At 25.2% G+C, this 24,221-nt stretch carries 28 protein-coding genes, 5 pseudogenes and 1 riboswitch; of the genes and pseudogenes, 23 read left to right on the top strand and 10 right to left on the bottom strand.

Features of this window, described 5'->3' with window-relative positions; all coding sequences use genetic code 4:
• Window positions 1–59 precede the first annotated feature (59 nt).
• Complete coding sequence (locus AAHM76_RS01930) at window positions 60–377, bottom strand: IS1/IS1595 family N-terminal zinc-binding domain-containing protein (protein WP_342256435.1); 318 nt, start codon at window positions 375–377, stop codon at window positions 60–62.
• Between the two features lie 270 nt (window positions 378–647).
• Window positions 648–819: riboswitch (cobalamin riboswitch) on the top strand.
• Between the two features lie 394 nt (window positions 820–1,213).
• Here AAHM76_RS01930 and deoD point away from each other — a divergent pair.
• From deoD to AAHM76_RS01970, 9 genes and pseudogenes are all read left to right on the top strand, one after another.
• Window positions 1,214–1,924, top strand: a complete 711-nt coding sequence (gene deoD / locus AAHM76_RS01935) for a purine-nucleoside phosphorylase (protein ID WP_342256436.1) — start codon at window positions 1,214–1,216, stop codon at window positions 1,922–1,924.
• Between the two features lie 19 nt (window positions 1,925–1,943).
• Complete coding sequence (locus tag AAHM76_RS01940) at window positions 1,944–2,567, top strand: deoxynucleoside kinase (protein WP_342256437.1); 624 nt, start codon at window positions 1,944–1,946, stop codon at window positions 2,565–2,567.
• A 46-nt stretch (window positions 2,568–2,613) separates the two neighbouring features.
• Window positions 2,614–3,729: a hypothetical protein gene (locus AAHM76_RS01945; RefSeq protein WP_342256438.1), complete on the top strand. Its 1,116-nt coding sequence runs from the start codon at window positions 2,614–2,616 to the stop codon at window positions 3,727–3,729.
• A gap of 5 nt (window positions 3,730–3,734) precedes the next feature.
• Window positions 3,735–4,088 (top strand): annotated as a pseudogene (locus AAHM76_RS01950) (transketolase); the annotation flags it as partial.
• Window positions 4,089–4,110: 22 nt separating this feature from the next.
• Complete coding sequence (locus AAHM76_RS01955) at window positions 4,111–4,605, top strand: transketolase-like TK C-terminal-containing protein (RefSeq protein ID WP_342256873.1); 495 nt, start codon at window positions 4,111–4,113, stop codon at window positions 4,603–4,605.
• Window positions 4,605–5,216: a bifunctional 4-hydroxy-2-oxoglutarate aldolase/2-dehydro-3-deoxy-phosphogluconate aldolase gene (locus AAHM76_RS01960; RefSeq protein WP_342256439.1), complete on the top strand. Its 612-nt coding sequence runs from the start codon at window positions 4,605–4,607 to the stop codon at window positions 5,214–5,216. The genes AAHM76_RS01955 and AAHM76_RS01960 overlap by 1 nt, the downstream gene beginning before the upstream one ends.
• A gap of 15 nt (window positions 5,217–5,231) precedes the next feature.
• On the top strand, window positions 5,232–5,819 hold the full coding sequence (locus AAHM76_RS01965) for a nucleoside 2-deoxyribosyltransferase (RefSeq protein WP_342256440.1): 588 nt from the start codon (window positions 5,232–5,234) through the stop codon (window positions 5,817–5,819).
• Window positions 5,820–6,052: 233 nt separating this feature from the next.
• Window positions 6,053–6,298 carry an IS1/IS1595 family N-terminal zinc-binding domain-containing protein gene (locus AAHM76_RS08340; RefSeq protein ID WP_425289449.1) on the top strand — a complete coding sequence of 82 codons (246 nt, stop codon included), beginning with the start codon at window positions 6,053–6,055 and terminating at the stop codon, window positions 6,296–6,298.
• The gene (locus AAHM76_RS01970; protein ID WP_342256441.1) at window positions 6,298–6,858 is read left to right on the top strand and encodes a transposase; all 561 of its coding nucleotides are present in this window, start codon (window positions 6,298–6,300) and stop codon (window positions 6,856–6,858) included. The genes AAHM76_RS08340 and AAHM76_RS01970 overlap by 1 nt, the downstream gene beginning before the upstream one ends.
• 1,457 nt (window positions 6,859–8,315) lie before the next feature.
• Here AAHM76_RS01970 and AAHM76_RS01975 read toward each other — a convergent pair.
• The 3 genes and pseudogenes from AAHM76_RS01975 to AAHM76_RS01980 form a co-directional block, all read right to left on the bottom strand.
• Window positions 8,316–8,729 (bottom strand): DDE-type integrase/transposase/recombinase, encoded by a 414-nt coding sequence (locus AAHM76_RS01975; protein ID WP_342256442.1) that lies wholly within the window; start codon window positions 8,727–8,729, stop codon window positions 8,316–8,318.
• A 15-nt stretch (window positions 8,730–8,744) separates the two neighbouring features.
• A pseudogene (locus AAHM76_RS08345) lies at window positions 8,745–8,816 on the bottom strand (hypothetical protein); the annotation flags it as partial.
• 173 nt (window positions 8,817–8,989) lie between these two features.
• The gene (locus AAHM76_RS01980; protein ID WP_342256443.1) at window positions 8,990–9,253 is read right to left on the bottom strand and encodes a hypothetical protein; all 264 of its coding nucleotides are present in this window, start codon (window positions 9,251–9,253) and stop codon (window positions 8,990–8,992) included.
• 417 nt (window positions 9,254–9,670) lie between these two features.
• Between AAHM76_RS01980 and AAHM76_RS01985 the strand changes: the two genes are divergently transcribed.
• The 6 genes from AAHM76_RS01985 to AAHM76_RS02010 all read left to right on the top strand — a co-directional run bounded on the left by AAHM76_RS01985 (window position 9,671) and on the right by AAHM76_RS02010 (window position 12,662).
• On the top strand, window positions 9,671–9,853 hold the full coding sequence (locus AAHM76_RS01985) for a hypothetical protein (RefSeq protein ID WP_342256444.1): 183 nt from the start codon (window positions 9,671–9,673) through the stop codon (window positions 9,851–9,853).
• Between the two features lie 56 nt (window positions 9,854–9,909).
• On the top strand, window positions 9,910–10,074 hold the full coding sequence (locus AAHM76_RS01990; RefSeq protein WP_342256445.1) for a hypothetical protein: 165 nt from the start codon (window positions 9,910–9,912) through the stop codon (window positions 10,072–10,074).
• 1 nt (window position 10,075) lies between these two features.
• The gene (locus tag AAHM76_RS01995) at window positions 10,076–10,213 is read left to right on the top strand and encodes a hypothetical protein (RefSeq protein ID WP_342256446.1); all 138 of its coding nucleotides are present in this window, start codon (window positions 10,076–10,078) and stop codon (window positions 10,211–10,213) included.
• Window positions 10,214–10,215: 2 nt separating this feature from the next.
• Complete coding sequence (locus AAHM76_RS02000; RefSeq protein ID WP_342256447.1) at window positions 10,216–10,917, top strand: hypothetical protein; 702 nt, start codon at window positions 10,216–10,218, stop codon at window positions 10,915–10,917.
• 1 nt (window position 10,918) lies between these two features.
• Window positions 10,919–11,833, top strand: a complete 915-nt coding sequence (locus AAHM76_RS02005; protein WP_342256448.1) for a recombinase RecT — start codon at window positions 10,919–10,921, stop codon at window positions 11,831–11,833.
• Between the two features lie 640 nt (window positions 11,834–12,473).
• Window positions 12,474–12,662: a hypothetical protein gene (locus AAHM76_RS02010; RefSeq protein WP_342255628.1), complete on the top strand. Its 189-nt coding sequence runs from the start codon at window positions 12,474–12,476 to the stop codon at window positions 12,660–12,662.
• 84 nt (window positions 12,663–12,746) lie between these two features.
• Here the strand turns inward: AAHM76_RS02010 and AAHM76_RS02015 are convergent.
• Window positions 12,747–13,837 (bottom strand): annotated as a pseudogene (locus AAHM76_RS02015) (IS3 family transposase).
• Between the two features lie 98 nt (window positions 13,838–13,935).
• On the opposite strand from AAHM76_RS02015, the pseudogene AAHM76_RS02020 reads away from it, so the two are divergent.
• Window positions 13,936–14,918: pseudogene (locus AAHM76_RS02020) on the top strand (IS30 family transposase).
• Window positions 14,919–15,208: 290 nt separating this feature from the next.
• Here the strand turns inward: AAHM76_RS02020 and AAHM76_RS02025 are convergent.
• The 3 genes from AAHM76_RS02025 to AAHM76_RS08350 all read right to left on the bottom strand — a co-directional run bounded on the left by AAHM76_RS02025 (window position 15,209) and on the right by AAHM76_RS08350 (window position 16,923).
• Window positions 15,209–15,562, bottom strand: coding sequence for a hypothetical protein (locus tag AAHM76_RS02025; RefSeq protein WP_342256449.1), 354 nt, complete (start codon window positions 15,560–15,562; stop codon window positions 15,209–15,211).
• Window positions 15,563–15,649: 87 nt separating this feature from the next.
• The gene (locus AAHM76_RS02030) at window positions 15,650–16,348 is read right to left on the bottom strand and encodes an IS1/IS1595 family N-terminal zinc-binding domain-containing protein (RefSeq protein ID WP_342256450.1); all 699 of its coding nucleotides are present in this window, start codon (window positions 16,346–16,348) and stop codon (window positions 15,650–15,652) included.
• Between the two features lie 224 nt (window positions 16,349–16,572).
• On the bottom strand, window positions 16,573–16,923 hold the full coding sequence (locus AAHM76_RS08350) for an integrase core domain-containing protein (protein ID WP_425289450.1): 351 nt from the start codon (window positions 16,921–16,923) through the stop codon (window positions 16,573–16,575).
• Window positions 16,924–17,153: 230 nt separating this feature from the next.
• On the opposite strand from AAHM76_RS08350, the gene AAHM76_RS02035 reads away from it, so the two are divergent.
• From AAHM76_RS02035 to AAHM76_RS02065, 7 genes are all read left to right on the top strand, one after another.
• On the top strand, window positions 17,154–19,007 hold the full coding sequence (locus AAHM76_RS02035; RefSeq protein WP_342256451.1) for a hypothetical protein: 1,854 nt from the start codon (window positions 17,154–17,156) through the stop codon (window positions 19,005–19,007).
• Window positions 19,008–19,009: 2 nt separating this feature from the next.
• Window positions 19,010–19,606, top strand: coding sequence for a hypothetical protein (locus AAHM76_RS02040; RefSeq protein WP_342256452.1), 597 nt, complete (start codon window positions 19,010–19,012; stop codon window positions 19,604–19,606).
• A gap of 150 nt (window positions 19,607–19,756) precedes the next feature.
• On the top strand, window positions 19,757–20,872 hold the full coding sequence (locus AAHM76_RS02045; RefSeq protein WP_342256453.1) for a hypothetical protein: 1,116 nt from the start codon (window positions 19,757–19,759) through the stop codon (window positions 20,870–20,872).
• Window positions 20,873–20,892: 20 nt separating this feature from the next.
• Window positions 20,893–21,402: a hypothetical protein gene (locus AAHM76_RS02050; protein ID WP_342256454.1), complete on the top strand. Its 510-nt coding sequence runs from the start codon at window positions 20,893–20,895 to the stop codon at window positions 21,400–21,402.
• An 80-nt stretch (window positions 21,403–21,482) separates the two neighbouring features.
• The gene (locus AAHM76_RS02055; protein ID WP_342256455.1) at window positions 21,483–21,935 is read left to right on the top strand and encodes a hypothetical protein; all 453 of its coding nucleotides are present in this window, start codon (window positions 21,483–21,485) and stop codon (window positions 21,933–21,935) included.
• A gap of 138 nt (window positions 21,936–22,073) precedes the next feature.
• The gene (locus AAHM76_RS02060) at window positions 22,074–22,640 is read left to right on the top strand and encodes a hypothetical protein (protein WP_342256456.1); all 567 of its coding nucleotides are present in this window, start codon (window positions 22,074–22,076) and stop codon (window positions 22,638–22,640) included.
• Window positions 22,641–22,653: 13 nt separating this feature from the next.
• Window positions 22,654–23,034 carry a transcription antitermination factor NusB gene (locus tag AAHM76_RS02065; RefSeq protein ID WP_342256348.1) on the top strand — a complete coding sequence of 127 codons (381 nt, stop codon included), beginning with the start codon at window positions 22,654–22,656 and terminating at the stop codon, window positions 23,032–23,034.
• A gap of 270 nt (window positions 23,035–23,304) precedes the next feature.
• Here AAHM76_RS02065 and AAHM76_RS02070 read toward each other — a convergent pair whose 3' ends face one another.
• Together AAHM76_RS02070 and AAHM76_RS08355 are read right to left on the bottom strand one after the other, a co-directional pair.
• On the bottom strand, window positions 23,305–23,865 hold the full coding sequence (locus AAHM76_RS02070; protein WP_342256457.1) for a transposase: 561 nt from the start codon (window positions 23,863–23,865) through the stop codon (window positions 23,305–23,307).
• A 198-nt stretch (window positions 23,866–24,063) separates the two neighbouring features.
• Window positions 24,064–24,177, bottom strand: a pseudogene (locus AAHM76_RS08355) (hypothetical protein); the annotation flags it as partial.
• Between the last annotated feature and the right edge of the window lie 44 nt (window positions 24,178–24,221).

A 24,221-nucleotide genomic window follows, 5' to 3' on the forward strand; every position in this document is an offset into this window, starting at 1 on the left:
GCGGTTTTCGGTGATGTTTTAATAAAGTGGGAAATCATTTTACTAGATTAGCCTAATAATTAAATTTGAATCAATAAATTTCACTGTTCATAATTTAAATGACTTCAATACGTAAAATGATTACGAAAAGCATCAAAACTAGCACGACATTTTTTGCATAAATATTTTTGTTTTCCTTCAGGATTATGACCATTTTTAACACAATAAAAAGATTGACAATTAGGACATTTAATACCTTTATCCCTAAATTTTTGATCAATTTCATTTAAGCGTTTTTGTTTTTTAATTAATTCTGCTTCTTTTTTGACTTTTTCATGAAATTCTAAAAATTGATCATCTGTTAAACTATTTATTAATTCTTCAATTATTTTTTCCATTAATTATTCACCTCTTATATTAAAAATATACCTAATTTTAGGTATATTTTATAAATATCAAGAGTTTTCTACAAAATTAAAGAAAATATTTAATAAGGTCCATAAATATTATTTACAATCTTTATTATATGCTCCTAGATTTTTCTGACAATAGTTTCATTTTTAATTATAAAAATATCAACTTTTTTTCTAGTTTGTTTTTAGTTGGTAAATAATTTGTTAATTTTAACTTGCATTTTAAAAGTAAACTTTATATTATTATTTTAACAACTTTAAAAAGCAATTTTGGATGTTACGGGAATTAGGTGTTAATCTTAGGATGTCCCAGCAACTGTAAAGTGGATGAAAGCTAACATCATTCCATTGAGAAAATATTTCTTGAGAAGGAATAGTGAGTAAAGTGAAACTAAGCCAGTAGACCGATCTAAAAAAACATTGGTAAAATATCAATGCTGCACTTATAGTTATTATCTCTGGGGTTAGATGATTAATTATTTATTAGTGAAAACTATTAAATAATAATTTGAAAGACGTCAAAAAGCGTTTTTTAGTTGTTAATTTAAAGCAGTAATCCTATCAAAAAGTATTATTTAAAAGAAAATAAATAATAAAATTAATTAATAATTAAGTTTAATAGCATTTGATTTAAAATGGTTTTATTTTTGCTATTGTATTAAACTATTAATTAAAATAATCGTAGAAATTAAACATCATTTATGTGGATATGCAACAATATTCTTTTTCGTGTTGTTTAAATATCCTTACTTTTTAAATAAAAATAGCATTGATAGGTATTTATTGGTAATTAAATTAAGCGGGAAAAAGAGGAATAAAAAATGACACCACATATTAATGCCAAAAAAGAAGAAATTGCAAAAGTTGTTTTAATGCCGGGAGACCCATTACGGGCAAAAACCGTTGCCGAAAAATATTTAACAAATTTAAAATTAGTAAATGAAGTTAGAAATATGTTAATGTATACTGGCAAATATAAAAACATTGAGGTAACAATTGCTGGAAGTGGAATGGGTTGTCCAAGCATTGGAATTTATTCATACGAATTATTTAAGTTTTATGATGTTGATTATATTATTAGAATTGGTTCAGCTGGAAGTTATAATCCAAATATTAAAGTTTATGATATCTTTAATGTTCGTGAAGCATTTGGCGAAAGTAATTATGCAAAAATTGCAGCTAATATTGATAGTAATTTAATTGCTGCAAGTGAAAAATTATTTAATGAAATTGAAACTGTATCACAAGCCAAAGGAATTAAAACTCACACGGGAATTGCTCATTCAGCAGATGTTTTTTATCGTTATGATGATTCATTAGACTTTACTCATGCTAATAAGTTAGATGTTGTTGAAATGGAATCATATGCTTTGTTTACTAATGCAATTGTTACGCAAAAACATGCAGCAACATTATTAACAGTTTCTGACCATCTTGTAACTAAAGAAGTTACTACAGCATTGGAACGCCAAAATAATTTTATGACAATGGTTGAATTATCATTAGATACTGCTGTTCAATTAATGGGTTAAAAACGAAAGGAGCAATAAAATGAAAATTGCAGTCTTTGGAACCGTTGGAGCAGGAAAAACAAAAGTTAGTGAAGAATTATGTAAACAATTAAACTATAATTTATTTAAAGAACCATTAGAAGAAAATCCATATTTTAAGGATTTTTACCAAGATATGGAAGGATTTGCTTTTAAAATGCAAATTTATATGTTAACAACAAGAATTGAGAAATTTTTCAACATTGATAATTTAGAGAATACTGTTTTTGACCGCACAATTTTAGAAGACCCTGTTTTTGTGCGAGTTTCTCACTTATTAAAAATTATGAATGAAATTGATTTTAAAGTCTATAATCGTTTTTTTCAAAATGTTATTGTTCCAATTTTGAAACAAAAGTTAGGCTTTGATGTCATTATTTATTTAAAAGTTTCAACTGAAAAAGCTGTTGAACGAATTAAACAACGTGGGCGTCAATTAGAATTAGAAACCCCATATTATTACTGGGAAAAGTTAAATGAACAATATGAAATTTTATATCATGAATTAAAAAATGATTATAAATTTATTGTTATTGATTCTGACAATGATGATTTTTCAGAAAAAATAAGCATTATTATGCAACATTTATTATCTCTTGATAATAAAGTTCCTTGTTTAATTTAAAAAATAATTATTATTAATATTTTAATTTAATAAGGAGGAAATTAAAATGAAAATCACAAATAATAATATAGAGACAAAAAGTTTAAGTAATTTAAGAATTTTAGGACTAGATCCTATTATTTATAATAAAACTGGTCACCCAGGGATTGTATTAAGTGCAGCACCACTAATGCAAGCAATTTATTTAAATAATTTAATTGCTAATCCGGCAGTACCTGATTGAATTAGCCGCGATCGTTTTGTATTATCCCCAGGACATGATTCAACTTTACAATATGCGATTTTACATTTAGCTGGTTATAATTTAACAATTTATGATTTAAAAAATTATCGTCATATTAATTCAAAAACGCCAGCCCATCCAGAATATGGTGTTACTCTTGGAGTTGATAATTCTTCTGGCCCCCCAGGACAAGGAGTTAGCTATGGAGTTGGAATGGCATTAGCTGAACAACATTTAGCGGCTAAATTTAATAAACCAGATTATAAAATCATTGACCATTATACTTATGTTTTATGTAGCGATGGTGATTTGCAAGAAGGGGGAGCAATTGAAGCAATCCAATTAGCTGGGGTATGAAAATTAAATAAATTAATTATGTTATATGATTTAAATGATTGCCAATTAGATACAAAATGTGATGCTGTTTTAAAAATTGATTATCAACGTTTTTTTGAAGCACAAAATTGAAATTATATTCGAATTGAAAACGCAGATGAAGATCTACCAGCAATTCAAAAAGCAATTGAACAAGCGCAAAAATCTGATAAACCAACATTAAATGAATGTAAAACAATTATTGGTTATGGGCATCCAAAGCAAGGTTCACCCATGCATTCTTCACCATTTACTCCCGAGGAGATGGAGCAAGTAAAAGCATTTTATGATTTTAATCATCCTCAATTTTATGTTGATAATGATGTTAAAAAACATTGACAAGATACTTTTGCTAAACGAGGAGCAATAAAATATGAAGAATGAAATAAAAAAATAACTGCTTACAAAGCAACATTTCCAAAGGAATATGAAGAATTATTTGTAATTACATCGGTTGATTTAAAAGATTTTGAAGCATTATTAGCAACTGATAAAGATAAAAAAGCAGGAACACGAATTATTTTATGGGCGATGTTTTTAAATATTATCAACAAAAATGTTTAAATAATATGTTTGGAGGTAGTGCTGATTTAGGAACTGCAACCAAAATTATTGGTTATAATGGCTCATGAACAACATCAACACCACAAAATAATAATGTTCATTTTGGAGCGCGTGAATTTGCTGCCGGAACAATTAGCATTGGTGTTGAATTACACCAAGGTTTGAAAGGTTTTAATTCAACATTTTTAATTTTTGCTGACTATATGAAGCCATGTATTCGAATAGCTTGTATTCAAAACTTACCCGTGATTTTTGCTTTTTCACATGATTCAATCGGTGTTGGTTTTGATGGAAAATCACATCAGCCAGTTGAACAATTAGCAATGCTACGAAATTGCCCGAATTTAAATGTGTTTCGTCCAGCGGATATTAAAGAAGCAATTGGGTGTTTGAAAACAAGCGTGGAAGCAAAAAGGAACTCCATCAGCTTTAATCTTATCGCGACAAGATACCCCATATCAATTAGCAGAAACATGTTGAGAACAAACGTTAAAATGGGGATATATTATTGTTGCTGAAGATGAGGCAAAACCATTGAAGGCAATTATTATTGCAACAGGAACTGAAGTAGATCCAGCAATTGTTGTAGATAAGACAATTAAGAAAAACATTCGTGTTGTATCAATGCCCTGTGTTGAATTATTTGAACAACAGTCAAGAGCGTATCAAGAAAAAATTGTACCAAATAATATAACAAAAGTAATTGCAATTGAATTTTCAAATGATTATGTTTGATATAAATTTGTTGGTAAAACTGGTTTAATGTTAGGCGTTGATGATTATGGTTTATCGGGAAGTGCTGATGCTGTTATTAAGTATAAGCAATTAGAACAAATTTCTATTATTAATAGAATTACAGCATATTTAGGAGAATAATGATTACATTAGAAAAACTATTAGAGTATAAAACTTTTTATGTAATTCGAAATAATAATTATGTTATTGCTCAACAAATTTGTGAACAGTTAATTAATTTACAAGTTAAATGTTTAGAATTAACTTTCACAATTCCTAATGTTGCAAAATTAATTAGTTTTTTTCGTAACAAGTATCCAACAATTTTAGTTGGGGTAGGAACAGTTTTAACATTAGAACAAGCAATACAAGCGGCAGAAGCCGGAGCTCAATTTTTAGTAGGTCCAGTTTTTAACCAAGCAGTTAGTGAATATTGCCATCAAAATGATTTACTATATATTCCAGGGGCAATGACACTACAAGAAGTTAACAATATTATTAATGCTAAATGAGAAATTATTAAAATTTTCCCAGCAACAGCATTTAAATTAAATTTTATTCAAACAATTAAAACATTTTTTCCAACAAAAGTTTATATGGCTTCGGGATGAATTAATTTAACAAATTACGAAGAAGCAAAAAACTTAGGATATGATTTAATTGCTGTCGGCGCTTTTATAACTGGTGATATTAATAGTACAGGTCTTGATATGGAAAAATTTAAAACATTTGAAACAATAATTAATCAATAAAGGAGAAAAAATAATATGAGAGATAATAAAAAAATAATTTATAATGCGGGTAGTATGTTTACTGAGGCCCAGTGAAACACAAGAAAACGTGAAGGAGATATGTTGCGTGAAATGTTTCCAAACTTTATTATTGGAAATCCAGTTGACTTTGAAACAAATCAAAAAGTACGTCCTACAAATAAAGCAATTTTTGAATTAGATTATTCTGGTTTAACTGAGGCAGATTATGTTATTTTTGAATTAGATGGATGAGATTCAGGAACTCATATGGAATTTGGTTTAGTAGTTGAACAAGCAATTCATAATAAAAATAAATATTTGTTCCCAATTATTTCTGACTTTCGTTTACATCAAGGAATTTTAAAAGGAGAATATCCTGGTTTTGGTTTAAACGAAATGATTACAGGAGCATTATATTATGAACCATTAAATAATGGTGATGTTCCTCAAATGACATTATGTAATTCGCATAAATTAGCTTGTGAAGCAATTAAAGCTATTGAAACGAGAAAAATTGAAGAGTATCGAAAAAAATATGATATTAAAGATATTTTTAAAGAAAGAGAAGATACTTTATATCACGGTTTTGATTGTTTTATTTAAGATAATTCTTTAATTTTGTAGAAAACTCTTGATATTTATAAAATATACCTAAAATTAGGTATATTTTTAATATAAGAGGTGAATAATTAATGGAAAAAATAATTGAAGAATTAATAAATAGTTTAACAGATGATCAATTTTTATAATTTCATGAAAAAGTCAAAAAAGAAGCAGAATTAATTAAAAAACAAAAACGCTTAAATGAAATTGATCAAAAATTTAGGGATAAAGGTATTAAATGTCCTAATTGTCAATCTTTTTATTGTGTTAAAAATGGTCATAATCCTGAAGGAAAACAAAAATATTTATGCAAAAAATGTCGTGCTAGTTTTGATGCTTTTCGTGATAATTTTACGTATTGAAGTCATTTAAATTATGAACAGTGAAATTTATTGATTCAAATTTCATTATTAGGCCAATCTAGTAAAATTTTATTAAAACATCACCGAAAACCGCTTGATATAATCGCCAAAAAATAATGAAATCAAAACAATTAGAAAACACCCAATTAAAATTTAAAACGTTAAATGGCCAAATTCAAATCGATGAAACATTTATTAAAGAAATCCACAAAGGTAATTTTAAAGATAAATTTGATAAAAGAAAAATTCATCTTGATTCATTTTCAACCAACACTAAATGTTGTATTCAAATGGCTGTTGATAGCAATAATAATATTTATGTTAAATCAACTAACACAAAACGATTACAAAAACAGTGAATTATTGAAAATATTAATAAACAATTAATCAAAGAAAATTCAATTATTATTTCTGACATGCAACCATTATATTTATTAGTAGAAAAACAAACAAATTCTATTTTATTAGCAACTAAAACTAGTACAAATCCTGATGCTAGTTATCGGAAGTTAAATAAAATTAGTAAATTACAATCAAATATTAAAGAATCCTTAATTCATTATCATGGCTTAGGTTTCACGAACATTCAAAATTATTTAAATCTCTGAAAATGAAAATACCAGCATAAATGTTTAACGCCAAACCAACAATCATCGGTATTATATTTTAACGTATAAAAAAGTTAAATAACAATATTAAAAGTTTATATAATTTTCTTTTAAAGTTATCATATTGATGATTTTTTTTATTTCATCAAGAGTTTTATACAAAATTAAAAAAATAATTAATAAATTAATTAAGAGTTATATGATTTATAACTCTTTTTATTATTCTGTGAAATTAATAGAAAAGAATTATAAAGAAATTATTGGACATAAAAAATAAATAGTTAAAGAATAATAGGTCGTATAAAGAAAATAAGGGTTTTAGACAAAAAAGAAAAAAATACCTTTTTAATTTATTGAACTAAATAACATTTAAAAATAAAAACCCTTATTTTCTTTATACGACCGAATAATAACTATTTTATTATTTAATTACTTGCATTTTTTTTATAATTTAACCGTGTTAAATTTTAAAACTTTAATGTTTGATTACAAATTTTATAATGAAAAAACTAATTTAATATTGTAAATTGTAAATGCAAGTGCAACAAATCTATTAATTTAATAATAATGTATCATGTACGATGAAGCGACAAAAAACAACTCTTGTTAAATAAAAGGGTTGTTTTTTTATTTATAAAACCAAATTATTTATTGTTTCAGAGAAAGGACAGCATCTTAAATTATTAAAATAGAAACTTTTTATAACAACTTTTTGATACCCTCTTTAAGTTGTTTACAAATTTATTAAATATCTTAGAAATCTTTACAAAGTGTACCTGTTTTTTATCCAATTTTAAGGTGTTGTCCTTTCTCTGTTTCAGTTAATTAATTTGTTAATAAAAAAACTTAATAAAAGAAAAGAGTAAGTAATAGAAATTAATAAGCAACAAACAATATGTGATGTTAATGATTGTTATAAATTAATATCACTCATTACCGAAGAATTTTTATCAAATAAAATTTTATGAACTTGTGAAAAACACAAAGATTTATTAAATCGGACAAAAGATAAAAAACAAAAGCGGTTTTATAAACGCTTAGAAAATTCAAAAATTATCTTTGATGATAAAACTTGTTATTTTAAACTTTGATTTTATAAAACAACTTAATGCAGTGTGGGACGGTTATTTTAAATAACTAAGTGCTTCCATAAGAACATGAGTTTAAACTCATTCCCACAGCCATCCGAGGCAAGTACTGAAATAGTGTATGAGGAAAAATGTAAATCGGCGTTGGTTTATTAGAACTAAGCGATAGTCGTGATAAGTGCAAGGTCAACATCAAACGACAATAAAAAAAGAGATGAATAGAGTGCACACATTTTAGTAAGTACTAATAAAAAGTATTTACTATTTTTTAATTATATCTTTTTCTTTACGATTTGAATATCATGTATTTCATTTTATAACATCTTGTATATATTATTCATGTGAATTATATATTTTATTATGGATTGTAGCTTTCTTAAGTAATGAATGAAAACTTTCTATAACAATATTATCTGCACAGTGGTATTTTTTCCCCATTTAAATTATAATGCCGTTAGATAAACATTTATCGTGATAAATAGTGGATGTATATTGATATCCGTGATTTGAGTGAATTATTATTCCATTCAGATCTTTTTTTATTAATTTTATTTTATTAATTGCATCATTTAAATTATCCATTACTAATTTATTGTCATTATATTTAGATCACTTTACATCAACTATTTTTTTAGTATATCCATCAATAATTGTTGATTGATAATATCTTTCTCATTTTCAAATTAAATATGTTACATCAGTATATAGTACTGAAAACTTTGTTTTTATATCATTGAATTTACGATTAATTAAATCAGGATATTGCAATAAGCTTTTTTCTTTATTCTGTTTATAATTTATTTTTCTTCTCATTTTTCTTACATATTCAGGTTGTATTTGATTATCACGCATAATTCTTAAAACTTTTTTTGAATTATATTTTATACCATAATCTTCTTTTAAATATTTAGTAATTCTTCGATAACCAAATTGTTTTAAATTTTATTCATAGACTTTTACAATATCATTTATTGCTTTTTTATCTTTTTTGCTACTGTCATAATTTTTATATTTATCTCAATAACTACGTTTTAACCCTGTTACTTCTAGTAATAATTTTATTGAATATTCACGACAATTTTGTTTAATAAAAGAGACTATTCTTAGTTTGCTTAATTGTAAAAGTCATGGAGCTTTTTTAATAATTCATACCTTGTTTTATAATATTCTAAATTTCTTTTGGCAAAAGAAATTTTAGGTCCTTTAGGATTGTTTAATTTTCCTTTTTTATGATTTGTTCATCAAGATTCTACTGTATTTGCATTTATATTATATTGTTTTGCTACTATTCAACAACTTTTTTGTTTAATTTCCTCAATGATTTTTGTTCTAAATTCTGATGTATATTTGTTATATTTTTGTCCTTTTTTTGCCATATAAAAATGCACCCCCTATAAAAATTTAACAAAATCTTTTTTTATTTTACTTACTTTTTGGGGTGCAGTCTTGAACACTTTATAAATAAATTTGCGATAGATTTGTCCCATCGAGGATGGCGGCGGTTTTAAATAAACCACAAAGCCAGCACTATGATCTTCAAGGTGCAAGTGAATTTATTTTAAAAACTGAACGTTTTGACCTGAAATGGTGCGGAAGAAGAGAGAGAATTCTCTGGCTTTACCTTATAAAAACAACTGTCGATTATTAAACAAACAATATACCGCCATCGATCACCCCCAGTGAAACGGATGGCGTAGTAAATAAATAGATAAATACTTATATAACCAATCTTCGCTTTGGCACTTTCACTTGGGAGTGAGTGCCAGCGATTTAAAACTAGGAGGAATTAAAAAATGATATGTAATAAAGCATTAAAAATTACCAATAAAGATATTATTTATGAACAAATTAATCGTGATTATTTAGATAATTGAGAATTAAAATTATATCTTAAATTTGGTAATGAAGAACGACATGTTGGTATTAGACGTAGACTTTGACTTAAATTGCAAATGATATGAAATTGATGAGATTAAAGATTTAATTAGTGATTATTTAGAAGATGAAGAAGCAGATTACGAGTTAATAAATTATGAATAAAAGATATTTATTAGTAATGAAAGATAAATATAGCTTAAATACTATATATTTTTATACATTTGATGAAGCGAGAATTTATTCTGAAAATTTAAATTATTGTAAAACAACTATTATTGATTTAGAAGACGAAAATATTAAATGACAAGGATGTGAATAATATGTGAAAAGATGAAGATGGCAATGTTTATACCGAAGAAGAATTATTTAATGAAGCACTTGAGGAATGTAATTCAGAAGATAGTGCTTATGAGTATATTGATACATTAATTATGGAAAAGAATTTGGAGGAAATTTAATTATGGCAGATTTAAAGTTAAATAATGAAGTTAAAAATATTACTTATCCGTTTTATTTAAAAGGAAATGATTTTAAAGAATTAAGTTTAAAAGCATTAACAATTAAAAAATGAATTGATGAAAATGGGCAAGAATTAGCAGAATTTATATATTGACAACAAGCTTGATTAATAAATGGAGAATATAAATCACAATCACTAAAAGATTTAAAATTAATAGTTTCAAAAATTGATTATGTTTTTAGAGAACCATTAGAATTAATAAAAATTTTTAAAGATGAATTAAATTTTATTAGAAAAGATATTTTAAATTTAGAAAATAATATTAAGAATAATCATGATTCTTTAAAAAATAGTGTAATTAATATTCAATTTCAAAAACAAAATGAAATTATTGAAACTCATAAAAAAGAACAATTTTTAGAAATTAAAAGTGTAGCAAAACAAGAGCAAGAATTAAAAATTATTACTAGTAATTTTCGTAAAGATAAATTATTAATTAAAGATATTGAAGTTATTGGTATTAATGATGATTTTTTACAAAATGCTGATAAATTAGAACTTATTAATATTATTAAAAACTATTTAATTGTTGATGAACAAATTGTTAAAAATGAAATTAAAGAACAATGAGATAGTAATAAAGATATTAATTTAATTGGTATTAAAGGTATTAATTTTAAAATAAATAAAGGAGAAAAATAATATGGCAAATATAGTAGAATTTTTAAGAACAGATAAGGCAAATGATTGAATAAAAAGTAAATTTTCAAATGAAAATGAAATTGCAAGATTTAAAAGTAATATTGTAGCAATATCAAATAGTAATGAATTATTACAAAAAGCAGACCCAAAAACTATAATGACTGCTTGTTATCAAGGTGTTTTATTAAACTTACCTATGGAAAGACAATTTGGTTATGCTTATGTTGTTCCATATAACACTAAAATAACAAGAAATATTAATGGCCGCGAAATACAAGAATGAATTAATCAAGCTCAATTTCAAATGGGTTATAAAGGTTATATTCAATTAGCACAAAGAAGTGGTCAATATTTAGATATGTCAGTATCAGATGTTAGAACTGGTGAATTAGTAAATTATGATCGATTAAAAGGAACTAGTTTTAATTGAATACAAAATGAAGATGAAAGAGAAAAATTATCAATTATTGGTTATGTAGCATATTTTAAAATGGTTAATGGTTTTGAAAAAACATTATATATGACAAAAGAACAAATGGAAAATCATTTTATGAAATACTCTAAAACTTATGCTAAAAATAAATCATTTTATATTGCTAGTTTTGATGAAATGGCATTAAAAACTGTATTAACATCATTATTAAGAAAATGAGGTATTATGTCTGTTGAATTACAACAAGCACATAAATCAGACCAAGCAGTTATTACAACTAATGATGAAAAGATTTATATTGATAATGATGGCAATGTTGGTAAAAATAAGGGGCAAATGAGCGACAAAACCCTATCAAATAATATAAGTAATAATATCATATATAATGAAGAAATAGTAGAAACTAATGACAATGTGGTTAAAGAAGAAGATATATCAAATGTAGTACCAGTTAATAGTGAAGATGCTTTTGAATGAGCATAAAAATAGGTATTGGCCCATCAGGAACTGGCACTACAGCTATTTCATTAATTAATGACAATAAATTAATTGATAAATATGAATATAAAAATAATAACTGAATTACGTAAACCGATATTATTTTAGATGCTTTAAGATTAGATGCAATTATTAATATTGAAGATTGTTTATATACAGCTGCTAATGCTAGTAAAGATAGAGATGATTTATTAAAAGTAATTGGAGCAGTTAAATACAATACAAAGAAAGTAAGCAATATTAACTGATTATCACCAAAACATACTAAATCAGTTGTTAAGAATATTGAAAATTTAAGTAAATATAATGATAGTTGTTTATGAGAATTTGAAAAAGATTTTAATTTAACTTATCAATATGGTAAAGGTTGAAAATATAATAATGAAAAAATAAGTAATCATTTACGAGATGCAATTATTATTGCTAATTATGAGAGGTAATATTATGAAGCAATCATATAATCAAAAAACAGGAAAATATTATTCTTTTAAAATTCGGAATGTTAATATTTACTTAAATGAAAATTAAGAACAAGTTTGAAATGAATTAAATTTTGATACTTATTCTCAAAAAATAGAATATCTTATTAATTATTATATTGTAAATAATAAAGGAGATGACAAAAATGAGTAATAATTATATTTTATGTTATCGTTCAGAACAAGGTAATCGGCCTTGTAAAACTCCGCTTGATGAATATATAACTGGTATTGATCCCAAAGATGTAGATTTAAATTCACTATGAAATTGAGAGTATTTAATTAAAACATATGGCGAAAAGAATTTAATTATATTAAAAACAAATAAAAAATAACCTTAATTCTGGTTATTTTTTTAAATACTATTTGTTAGTTTTCTAATAGCGTCTTTGGAATGGCAACACTTTTTAGGACACTTTTTATATAGACATTTGTTTTCTAAAAGTAACTGGAGATAAATAATTTAAACTGCCATGAATTCTAATATTGTTATATCAATGCACAAAATCAAAAAGTTCGTATTTTAATTGTGTTAAATTTTTAAATTTTTTACCCTTAATAAATTCAGTTTTAAAAGTTTTGTAAGTTGTTTCAGCCACAGCATTATCATAAGGGCAGCCTTTATTGCTTAATGATCTTTTAATATTAAAAGTTATTAAAATTTCATCAATGATTTTATTTTTAAACTCATTACCACGATCAGTATGAAATAGAGTTATTTGATTTAATGGTCGTGTTATTTTATGAAAAGCTTGTTGGACCAGTTCGGCTGTTTTATTCGGCCCAGCACTATAAACAATTATTTCACGATTAAACAAGTCAATTAATAAACAAATATAATGTCATTTAGCGCCAACTTGAACATATGTTAAATCACTAACAATAACTTCATTAGGTTTTTTGTTGTTAAATTGACGATTTAAAATATTATTAATTTGGTCATTATTGACTGTTGTTTTATGATTATGATATTTTAATTTGGTGTATTTAGAAACCAAATTATTTTTGATCATAAAGAATCTGATTTTTCGCCGCGATAAGATGATATCTTTTCTGTTTAAAATAACTTTAATTTTGCGAGCCCCATAAATTTTGTGGCTTTTATTAAAGGCACTGATAATTTCTTGTTCATAATTATTAACTTACTTGTTAATACATTTATTAGTTTGATAATAATACGTTGATTTTGATAAACCCAAAATCTTACATATTTTTCTTACTGAATATTTTGTTTTGTTGTTATTAATTATTGTTATTTTTTGGCCATTATCAGTGCGGCTTGCTTTAAAATGTCATTTTCCATTTTCAAGTCTTTAAGTTATTTTCGTAAAGTTATTATTTCATTTTCTTCTAGTGTGCGATTGTATTTTGCTTTAAATGAACCAGAATTATTATAATTTTTAACTCAACTATAAATAGTTGGTTTTGGTAAATTATATTCTTGCCCTAGATTAATAACACTTTTACCATTTTTATATAGCATGACAATTTGTTTTTTTAAATTCTTCATAGTATGAAGTTTTATTTCCCATTTTTATATTCCTTCTTTCTTAATAATTTTATCTAATTTTGAAGTCTATATAATTATGGTCCTAATAATTGTAGCCTATCCAATATAAACATGTAAAATATGATGAACGAAATTTATTTAAAGATTTATTATTATCTGATAATTGCAAAAAGAAGAATGGCACACTTAATTTATCTGAAATATCAAGACAAACGGGGGTCGTGCAGTTAATACTATTAAAAGAGAAATAAATCGATTTAAAAAGGTAGAAGATTATATGCCAGTTGAAGCACAAAAAGATTATAAACAAAAAAGAAAAAAATGTATTAAAAAACTGCCCACATTTACAGACGAACAACAAGAATTTTTAAATTTACGATTTAATATTCTTTACGATTCACCAGCAGAAATTATTCAACAATTTTTAATAAAGTTTTGTGTCAAATTTCCTGCTTGTCTTAAAACATTTTATAAATGAATTTATTTAGGTCTTTTGGGTTTGTTAAATAAAAATTTATTAAATGGTGGTAGAAGAAATAGAACAAAGAAAAGACCTGATAATCGCGGAAAATTAGATGAAAGATTTAGATCAATTTGAGATATTGAAAATAAACAATCTAATGTTGGTTGATTTGAAATGGATACGGTAGTTGGTAAAGACCATCAATCTAGTTGTTTAGTATTAGTTGAGCAATCAAGCAAAAAATAATTTGCTATGAAATTAGAAGAACATACTGCTAATGAAGTTTTAGAAAAATTTGAACATATAGTTAGAATTAATGATTTAGTTGGAAAAATTAAAGGAATAATAACAGATAGAGGAAAAGAATTTAGTAAATTTGAAGAAATGGAAAAGATTGCTGGAGCTAATGTTTATTATTGTGACCCAGGTTCACCTAAACAAAAACCCTTAATTGAAAGAATAAACCGTGAATTTAGGAAAAGATACCTTAAGTGAACAGATTTTAACCTTGTTACTCAACAAAAAATAGATTGAGTAGTTGATGTTATAAATGAAAAATTAAGGCCTTGTTTAAATTGAAGAACATCTAAAGAAGTATTTTTAGAGAATTTTAAATAAGTTTATTTGAAGCAAAATTTAATAAATTATTTTTCAGTGTGCTTAAATATGTTTAAAATAGACTAAACTTACAAATATTTTATTTTTTTTAAAAAAATAGTTGCATTTATTTTAAATGATGTTATTATCATAATAACAAGAGACAGAATTTGCTGCTTGAATTTACATAATACATAACATAAAAAATAATTTTGATTTTGTAGAAAACTCTTGATGAAATAAAAAAAATCATCAATATGATAACTTTAAAAGAAAATTATATAAACTTTTAATATTGTTATTTAACTTTTTTATACGTTAAAATATAATACCGATAATTGTTGGTTTGGCGTTAAACCTTTATGCTGGTATTTTAATTTTCAGAGATTTAAATAATTTTGAATGTTCGTGAAACCTAAGCCATGATAATGAATTAAGTATTCTTTAAGATTTGATTTTAATTTACTAATTTTATTTAACTTCCGATAACTAGCATCAGGATTTGTGCTAGTTTTAGTTGCTAATAAAATAGAATTTGTTTGTTTTGCTACTAATAAATATAATGGTTGCATGTCAGAAATAATAATTGAATTTTCTTTGATTAATTGTTTATTAATATTTTCGATAGTAATAAAAAAGTTGAGGTTTGTAAGTATAACAAACAAAATTAAATTTACTTATTAATTAAGTAATGCAAAAAAAATGCTTAATATTAGGTTTTTAGTAAATTTATTTAATTTGTTTAGTTGTTTTTATTTATATTTTTTGTAAAATCTCAACTTTTGTAATGCTATCATATTTTCAATAATTCACTGTTTTTGTAATCGTTTTGTGTTGGTTGATTTAACATAAATATTATTATTGCTATCAACAGCCATTTGAATAGAACATTTAGTGTTGGTTGAAAATGAATCAAGATGAATTTTTCTTTTATCAAATTTATCTTTAAAATTACCTTTGTGGATTTCTTTAATAAATGTTTCATCGATTTGAATTTGGCCATTTAACATTTTAAATTTTAATTGGGTGTTTTCTAATTGTTTTAATTTCATTATTTTTTGGCGATTATATCAAGCGGTTTTCGGTGATGTTTTAATAAAGTGGGAAATCATTTTACTAGATTGGCCTAATAATGAAATTTGAATCAATAAATTTCACTGTTCATAATTTAAATGACTTCAATATGTAAAATGATCACGAAAAGCATCAAAACTAGAACGACATTTTTTGCATAAATATTTTTGTTTCCCTTCAGGATTATGACCATTTTTAACACAATAAAAAGATTGACAATTAGGACATTTAATACCTTTATCCCTAAATTTTTGATCAATTTCATTTAAGCGTTTTTGTTTTTTAATTAATTCTGCTTCTTTTTTGACTTTTTCATGAAATTCTAAAAATTGATCATCTGTTAAACTATTTATTAATTCTTCAATTATTTTTTCCATTAATTATTCACCTCTTATATTAAAAATATACCTAATTTTAGGTATATTTTATAAATATTGTAGTATACCACACACATTTTGGAGATTGCAAGAAAACAAGAAAAAATAATAAAATATATAATTTAAAATAAAAAAATATCATTAAAAATGATAAATATATAAATAAAAATTATAAAATTGACGCACTAAAAAATATTTTTTATTAAAACTTTATAAATTTTAAATTATTTAGTTAAATTGTTTAAAAATTCAATTGGTGTCTGAAAGTTTAAAGATTTATGTACTATTTCAAAATTATAAAAATAATAGTAATTATTAAGTTTATTTTGTAAACAAACTGCATCCAATATTTTTTCTTCAAATACAAATAATTTACTATAATTTTGATGAAATCTTTTAATCTTACCATTTGACTGTGGGGAACGAACCGGTGTTGTTTGATGAAAAATATTTTTATTTGTTAAAAATTGAGTAAAAGTAGTTTCTTTAACAGTACTTTTTTGATTATTACGATGACTACTAATAAATTCAGAACCGTTATCAGTTCTAATTCGTGTTATTTTAATACCAAATATTTTTTAAAATCATTGATTGCTCTTTTAACAGAATCAAATAGCATTCTCAGTGCTTAATTTATCATAAATATAACCCAATGCCCATCTTATTCTTTCATCAATAAAATCATAAACATAATATTTTTCTATAAAATTAAAGCAAGTATTGATATCAAAAGCAAGAAAAAAATGATATAATTTTAGAGAAAAAATTTATTGACTGTTATAATTTAAAAATTTGAGGTAAAATGATGGCTAGTAAGAAATTGAATGAAACAAAACAATTACAAGAAGTTAATAATAATTTAAAAATAAATGTTAATGAAACAATGATTATTAAAATGCTAACTAAGTCTTGGAAAAAGTGAGAACCATATTTAAAGTTAATGGAAGAATATCAAAATTTGAATTCAAATAGTTGAATTGATTGAAATCAACGTTATAAAAAAGAATATGAAAAATTTGTTAAATTATTATTAGGAGAAAATGCACAATTTAAAAAAATCTCAGGTAAAAAGTCATCATTATTTAAAAAAGAATTGGCAAAAAATGCAACGAGTAGCAAGAAAACAATGGGATTAAATCCTAGCCAGTTAAGATTATTGTCAAAACGAAAATTATCGCGAGTTGAAGACTTATTTCCATCACGAGTTGTTCGTGGTTATCAAGCATCACAAGAAGCAATTGAATCAGAGATAAAACAACCACGTCAAGCTTTTTTAAATAATAATGAATCTGTTTTAGCAAGTTTGCCAATCGAACAAGTTGTTAAGAATGAACTAGCCTTAGATGAGAATATAAAGCCTGATAAAGTAATCCCTTCATCAGAAGAAACTGAAAATATTATTAGTAAGTTAAATCCAAATCAACAACGATTAATTCGGCAACGGAATGAACATTATGGACGATTCCAAAGTCAAACACAAGGTTCAAAAAATGATAGTAAAAACGAAAAAACAATTGAATCATTAAAAGGATTTAATAAACAAGTGAAAGAGCATGCAAATAATTGAGGATTAAATCAAAATCAATTACAATTGTTATCACGTCGGAATTCACATCCTTCAGAGCTAAAACAACATATGCATCAAATCACACATAAAAAAGATAAAAATGAGACACCAATTGTGATTAATCCGGAACATGTTATTAAAAAACGTGATCAAATGGTCAAAGAATCATTATCCCGTAGTTTAGGAAAAACTAAGAAACAAATTGGTGGCAAATATATTCGTAATTTTATAAAAGAAGAACCAAAACGAAAACCAATTTTTAAAACTGACCTTTATTTAGAACATGATATTACTAGACAAATTAATCCATTAATGGTAAAACAATTAAAGAAGATTAAACCAAAATTATCAGTAGGAAAAAATGAAGCAATTATGCCAAATTTAACTTTTACAAATGCAATTAGTAGTAAGCAAAAACAACCATTCTTGAATGGAGTTAGTCAAAATAGTGTGCCCGCCAAAACAACAGGGGCTAGAAATAATAAAACATTAATTGAGCAAACACAAAAAATTAAAAATGAATATATTTCAACTGTTGATCCTAAAAAATGTCCTAATTTAAAAAAGTTAAAATATGGTAATGATTATAAAAAAAATAATGATAAAGTTTCTAAGTTAAAAATGACAAAAAAACAATCTAATTTGATAGCAGAAGTAAATAATCAAACATTTATTCCCACTAAAAGAAAAGACACAGGTTTAACTTTATATACACGGAAAGAATTAAAAGATTATCAAATTGATTATGCTGATTCGACAAAAACACCTGATTTAACAGTTGATTTAACGGAAAATCAATACACTTATGCAGGATATCATCCTCGTAAAATTCGTGAAATTTATCGGCGTCAATTAGAACAACTTCATCAACGTTTATTAAAAGAAAAATTAATTCAAAAAAATATGCGTAAAGAACGGCGTTATCAAAAAAAACTTAATAATAAAAAAGTAAAACCTAAACCATTACCACAAATTTTAATTGAAAAATATCGTGCTGAAGGAAAAAAGGTTGTTGATGGCTTTTTAATTGAAAACTCTAATAATGAAAAGAGTGAAACAATAAGTACTAACAATAAAGTGGTGAAGAATTAACAATGAGAAATAAAAAAATTTCAACAGCCGAATTAATTAGTAAATATTTTGATGAAGTTGTGACATCAAGTGGCATTGATCCTCATAAAAGACCTGATGTGGCTTTACAATGAGCGAGAGAGAAAGAATTATGAACGCAAGAGGCAGATGCTATTGTTCAAAAACAATTATTACAAGCATTAGCAAATAATAATAAAATTCAAATACACCAAGTACAACGTCAACAAGAGTTAGCACTTCGTGATTTACAACAAATTAGATTAAATGAATTAAAAAAACGAGAAGAATATTTAGCTACATTATCAAAACCAGTTAAATTACCAAAGATAAATAAAAAAATATTAAATAGTGAAGTTGCTGGATTAGAATTACAAGCAAAGCCAGTGTTTAAAAATAGGAATGACATTAATAATGTTTCAACAGCAGAAGATAATTATGGCTCTATTTTTATGCGAGAAATTTGTCGTGCATTGTTAGACGAATATAATATGTATCATCAACCACAAGAACAAGAATCTTCGCTGCTTTCAACTGAAAAATCAATAAAAAGTAAAAGGCAGCGTTATCTTCATAAAAAAGGCCCAAAATCACGCTGATAATCTTTAAATTAAAAAAAATGTATATTATTATAAATAATTTATTAAAAAAAGCAATGTTTTTAGTAAAAAAACTTTAAAAAAGTGCAAAAATTTTATATAATGTATGTAAGTATCAAAAAAACGAGAAAATAGATAAAAGAGGAATAGAAAATGGCAAAAGAAAAAGACTCAGAATATGTCGTAACTTCTCGTGTCAATTATGGAAACATTATTGATTCTGATAGAGACACAACAGAACTAATGGATAAAAAATTAACGCCAGCAACAATCAAGGTTTTATTGGGGCAATTAGATGAAAATAGTGCCGAATACCAAGCGTTAAAACAAAAAAATGTTAGCGAAGTTGTTGGAACTAAAAAAACAGGTGTTATTCGTTTAAAGGATAAAAAAAGAAATACTTGAGAAGAGCAAAGAGCTAAAAGTAAATTTATTGATTATAGTTATCGGGTTGAAAAAGAAATTCCTGTTTTGCAAAGATTAAAGAATCATAAAGCAAAACAAGCAGTTAGTAAGAAAACAGGGCCAAAATCAAAGCCTTTCTTGCCACAATTTTCACCAGTAATGTCATTATCAGAAGAAATAACAACTATTACCGAGCAAACAAGTATGCCGAAGAAAATGTCTGTTAAAAATGCCAATTCTAAAACAGAAAATTTAATGAAACCGCCATCAAAAGATAGTGAGCACATTAATGACCAGTTTACTACTTTATCAACCTGAAATCATTTTGATGCTAATCAGGTTAAAAATAAATTAGAATTATCAAACTCTTTTGAAGACGAGCCTAAAACAATTATTCGTCGAAAAGAAACAGAAGAAGTAACAACAAATCGTCGTGATTTACGACCAATCTTGGCACAACAAATTTCTCAAATTAGACGAAATGGTTTATCAATTGTTGATTTTGTTGTTGATCCAAATGATAAAATTGAAATTGAAAAAGGAGATGAAGAAATTATTGTTCGTTTAATTAAACAATCACCAGTTGAAATTAGTTTAAATGAATTTGTTGAAAAAGATATTACTCCACCAAAACCAAAGCCAGTTAAAATAATTCGGACAGCAGAAGATCCATTATCAATTGAAGAACAATTAATTTTATGATTAGAAAATAAAAGTCGTTTTCAGAAATTGACTGATGCAGAGCAAACGCAATTAGAACAATTAAAAGCAACTTTTGCAGCAAAACTAAACTATGAACAAAGAAAAAAAATCGAGAAACTGCAAAAGAAAAGAAAGCAATTAATAATCAATCAAACGAAGTAATAACTGATGGACAAGAATTATTGTTTGATGAAGATCTTTACAAAAAAACAAATTATAATCATCGTTATGTTGAAACAAAACTGCCAAATATTGAAGAACGATTAGTTTATGATCAAAAAATGACGGAATATTTATTTGAAGTTCGACATCAATATGAACAAGGATATAATCGTCAAATTTCTCAAGAATTATCTGATTTTAATCGAGATATTAACTTATCACGAGCAATTAAAACTAATTATGAAGAATTAAACGATGCAATTTTTAAAAACCGTAGTGAATCAATTTCCCTTTTACGTAAGAATGTTATGCTATTAAACCAAAAGCAATATGCTGAAATTAAATTGCTAAATAAACAAGTGCTTAAATATAAAGATACAAAAGGAAACCTTGAAGAGTTTATTAAACTTCAAAAGGAATTCCGACGGTTATTAAGAATTCGCGATGAAGTTAAAGAAAATCGACAAGCTTTAATTGAATCATTACGAGTGCAAGCAAAACTAATGCAAGACGCACGTAGTAGAAAATAGTGTATTAATTATTAATTATCAACCTCATTAAGTATTAACCAAATATTTATAAACCTTAAGGAGAAAGGAGGCAACGAGAAATGATAAGAGATATAAAAACAGGACATCTTTACTTTTTGCGCAATGGAAAAATCATTTGCATTGATCGGATGGGCCACAATGAAATGTTTTTTGCAGGTAATGCACAAGATAAAAATCATTTTCTTAGTTATAATGTTTATACTGAAGATAATGTTACAGAAGCATGTAATAAAAAGGAATATATCTTATTAAGAAATGCTAAATTACATGGGAAATTACTGTATTTACATGCAAAAGAAATTATATTTTTAAAGTTGGCAGAAATTAAAGCCCCATTACTAGTAGATGGGATTCATGTTCGGGTACAAGAAAAAATCTTTGATTATCAAGAAACTTTAGCACGTCGATATAATGAAGAATTAGTTGAAAAATTAACAGAAGAAGATGAAATTCAATATCTATATTCGCATCAAAAACGAACTAATCATTTTTTGCATAGTAAGAAACCATAGGTTTCTTTTTTACTTAATTTAAAGAAGGAAAAAATAACATGTTAACATTTAAAAAACGACGTTATTTAATTAAAATTCGGCAGGAGCTTGGTTTACCACCGTTGAATTGAAAACAAGAGTTATATTATGAGCAATATCATGGATTTGATAAGATTATTGAACGGATATGTTCGTACTGTTAATTATATGTGATATTTTAAAAATGTTGCTTTTTATGATGATTTTAGCCATATTACATATTATTTTCCACGCTTAATTTTAACGCGAAAAAATCTTTATTTTTTAAAAATCAGAACATTATCTGAACCAGTAACAACAACATTAACAACTCCAGTGTGAGAGCAAAGGAAGGGTTTAATTACTTCGCCAATTGTAACACAACAATTTATGATTAATCGGATGGTCAAATTACTTGATGCAAAACAATTTTTACGTACTGCTATAATTAATTTGATTGTTATTAATAGTAAAGAACCATTTATTGTTAGTGATTTAGTGCCTTATAATAATATTCAAATAATTAATCAGCAAGAAATGCATTGAAGTGATATAATAAAACATATTGAAAAAAACGATGATTTAACGATTGATCTTTTTGCCGATGAAACAATTTTAATGTTACATCATTTATTAAGCGAGCATAGTCATCATCATAATTATCGATTACAAAAAAGTAGTTTATTTTGTTTATATCATTATATTTAAAGGAGTATGTCACGTGTCAAAACGCCAAGAACGCATTAATATTATTAATTTGTTATATCGTCACTTTGTTTTACAACATGATGTTTTAACAACAAAACAAGAAGCATATGATTTCTCGCAAATGGTAACAACTTCTGTGGAAACAATTCAAGTTGAGGAAATATTAGCAAATCTATCAGATATTATTGCGAAGATTAATCAACATTTAAAACCAGGATGAAATTTTGCTCGCTTAAGTAATTATCATAAAGCTGTTTTAGTATATGGAGTTTATGAAATTTGTTATCAACAATTAGCAAAGGCAATTGTCATTAATGAAAGTTTAGAAATTTTAAAATTATATGGCGAAGATACTGATTTTAGTTATATTAATTCAGTCTTAGATCAAGTTTAATTTCTAAAATATAAGAATTAGTGGTCGTATAAATAAAATAAGGGTTTTAGACAAATAAGAAAAAAAATACCTTTTTAATTTATTGAACTAAATAACATTTAAAAATAAAAACCCTTATTTTCTTTATACGACCGAATTAGTTCTTACAAATAAAAATGGATGATATTTACTTTAATTTTGTAGAAAACTCTTGATGAAATAAAAAAAATCATCAATATGATAACTTTAAAAGAAAATTATATAAACTTTTAATATTGTTATTTAACTTTTTTATACGTTAAAATATAATACCGATGATTGTTGGTTTGGTGTTAAACCTTTATGCTGGTATTTTCATTTTCAGAGATTTAAATAATTTTGAATGTTCGTGAAACCTAAGCCATGATAATGAATTGAGGATTCTTTAAGATTTGATTGTAATTTACTAATTTTATTTAACTTCCGATAACTAGCATCAGGATTTGTACTAGTTTTAGTTGCTAATAAAATAGAATTTGTTTGTTTTGCTACTAATAAATATAATGGTTGCATGTCAGAAATAATAATTGAATTTTCTTTGATTAATTGTTTATTAATATTTTCAATAATTCACTGTTTTTGTAATCGTTTTGTGTTGGTTGATTTAACATAAATATTATTATTGCTATCAACAGCCATTTGAATACAACATTTAGTGTTGGTTGAAAATGAATCAAGATGAATTTTTCTTTTATCAAATTTATCTTTAAAATTACCTTTGTGGATTTCTTTAATAAATGTTTCATCGATTTGAATTTGGCCATTTAACGTTTTAAATTTTAATTGGGTGTTTTCTAATTGTTTTGATTTCATTATTTTTTAGCGATTATATCAAGCGGTTTTCGGTGATGTTTTAATAAAGTGGGAAATCATTTTACTAGATTGGCCTAATAATGAAATTTGAATCAATAAATTTAACTGTTCATAATTTAAATGACTTCAATACGTAAAATGATCACGAAAAGCATCAAAACTAGCACGACATTTTTTGCATAAATATTTTTGTTTTCCTTCAGGATTATGACCATTTTTAACACAATAAAAAGATTGACAATTAGGACATTTAATACCTTTATCCCTAAATTTTTGATCAATTTCATTTAAGCGTTTTTGTTTTTTAATTAATTCTGCTTCTTTTTTGACTTTTTCATGAAATTATAAAAATTGAT

The organism is Spiroplasma endosymbiont of Poecilobothrus nobilitatus, from assembly GCF_964030655.1.
In the GTDB taxonomy this organism is placed as follows: Bacteria; Bacillota_I; Bacilli_A; order Mycoplasmatales; family Mycoplasmataceae; genus Spiroplasma.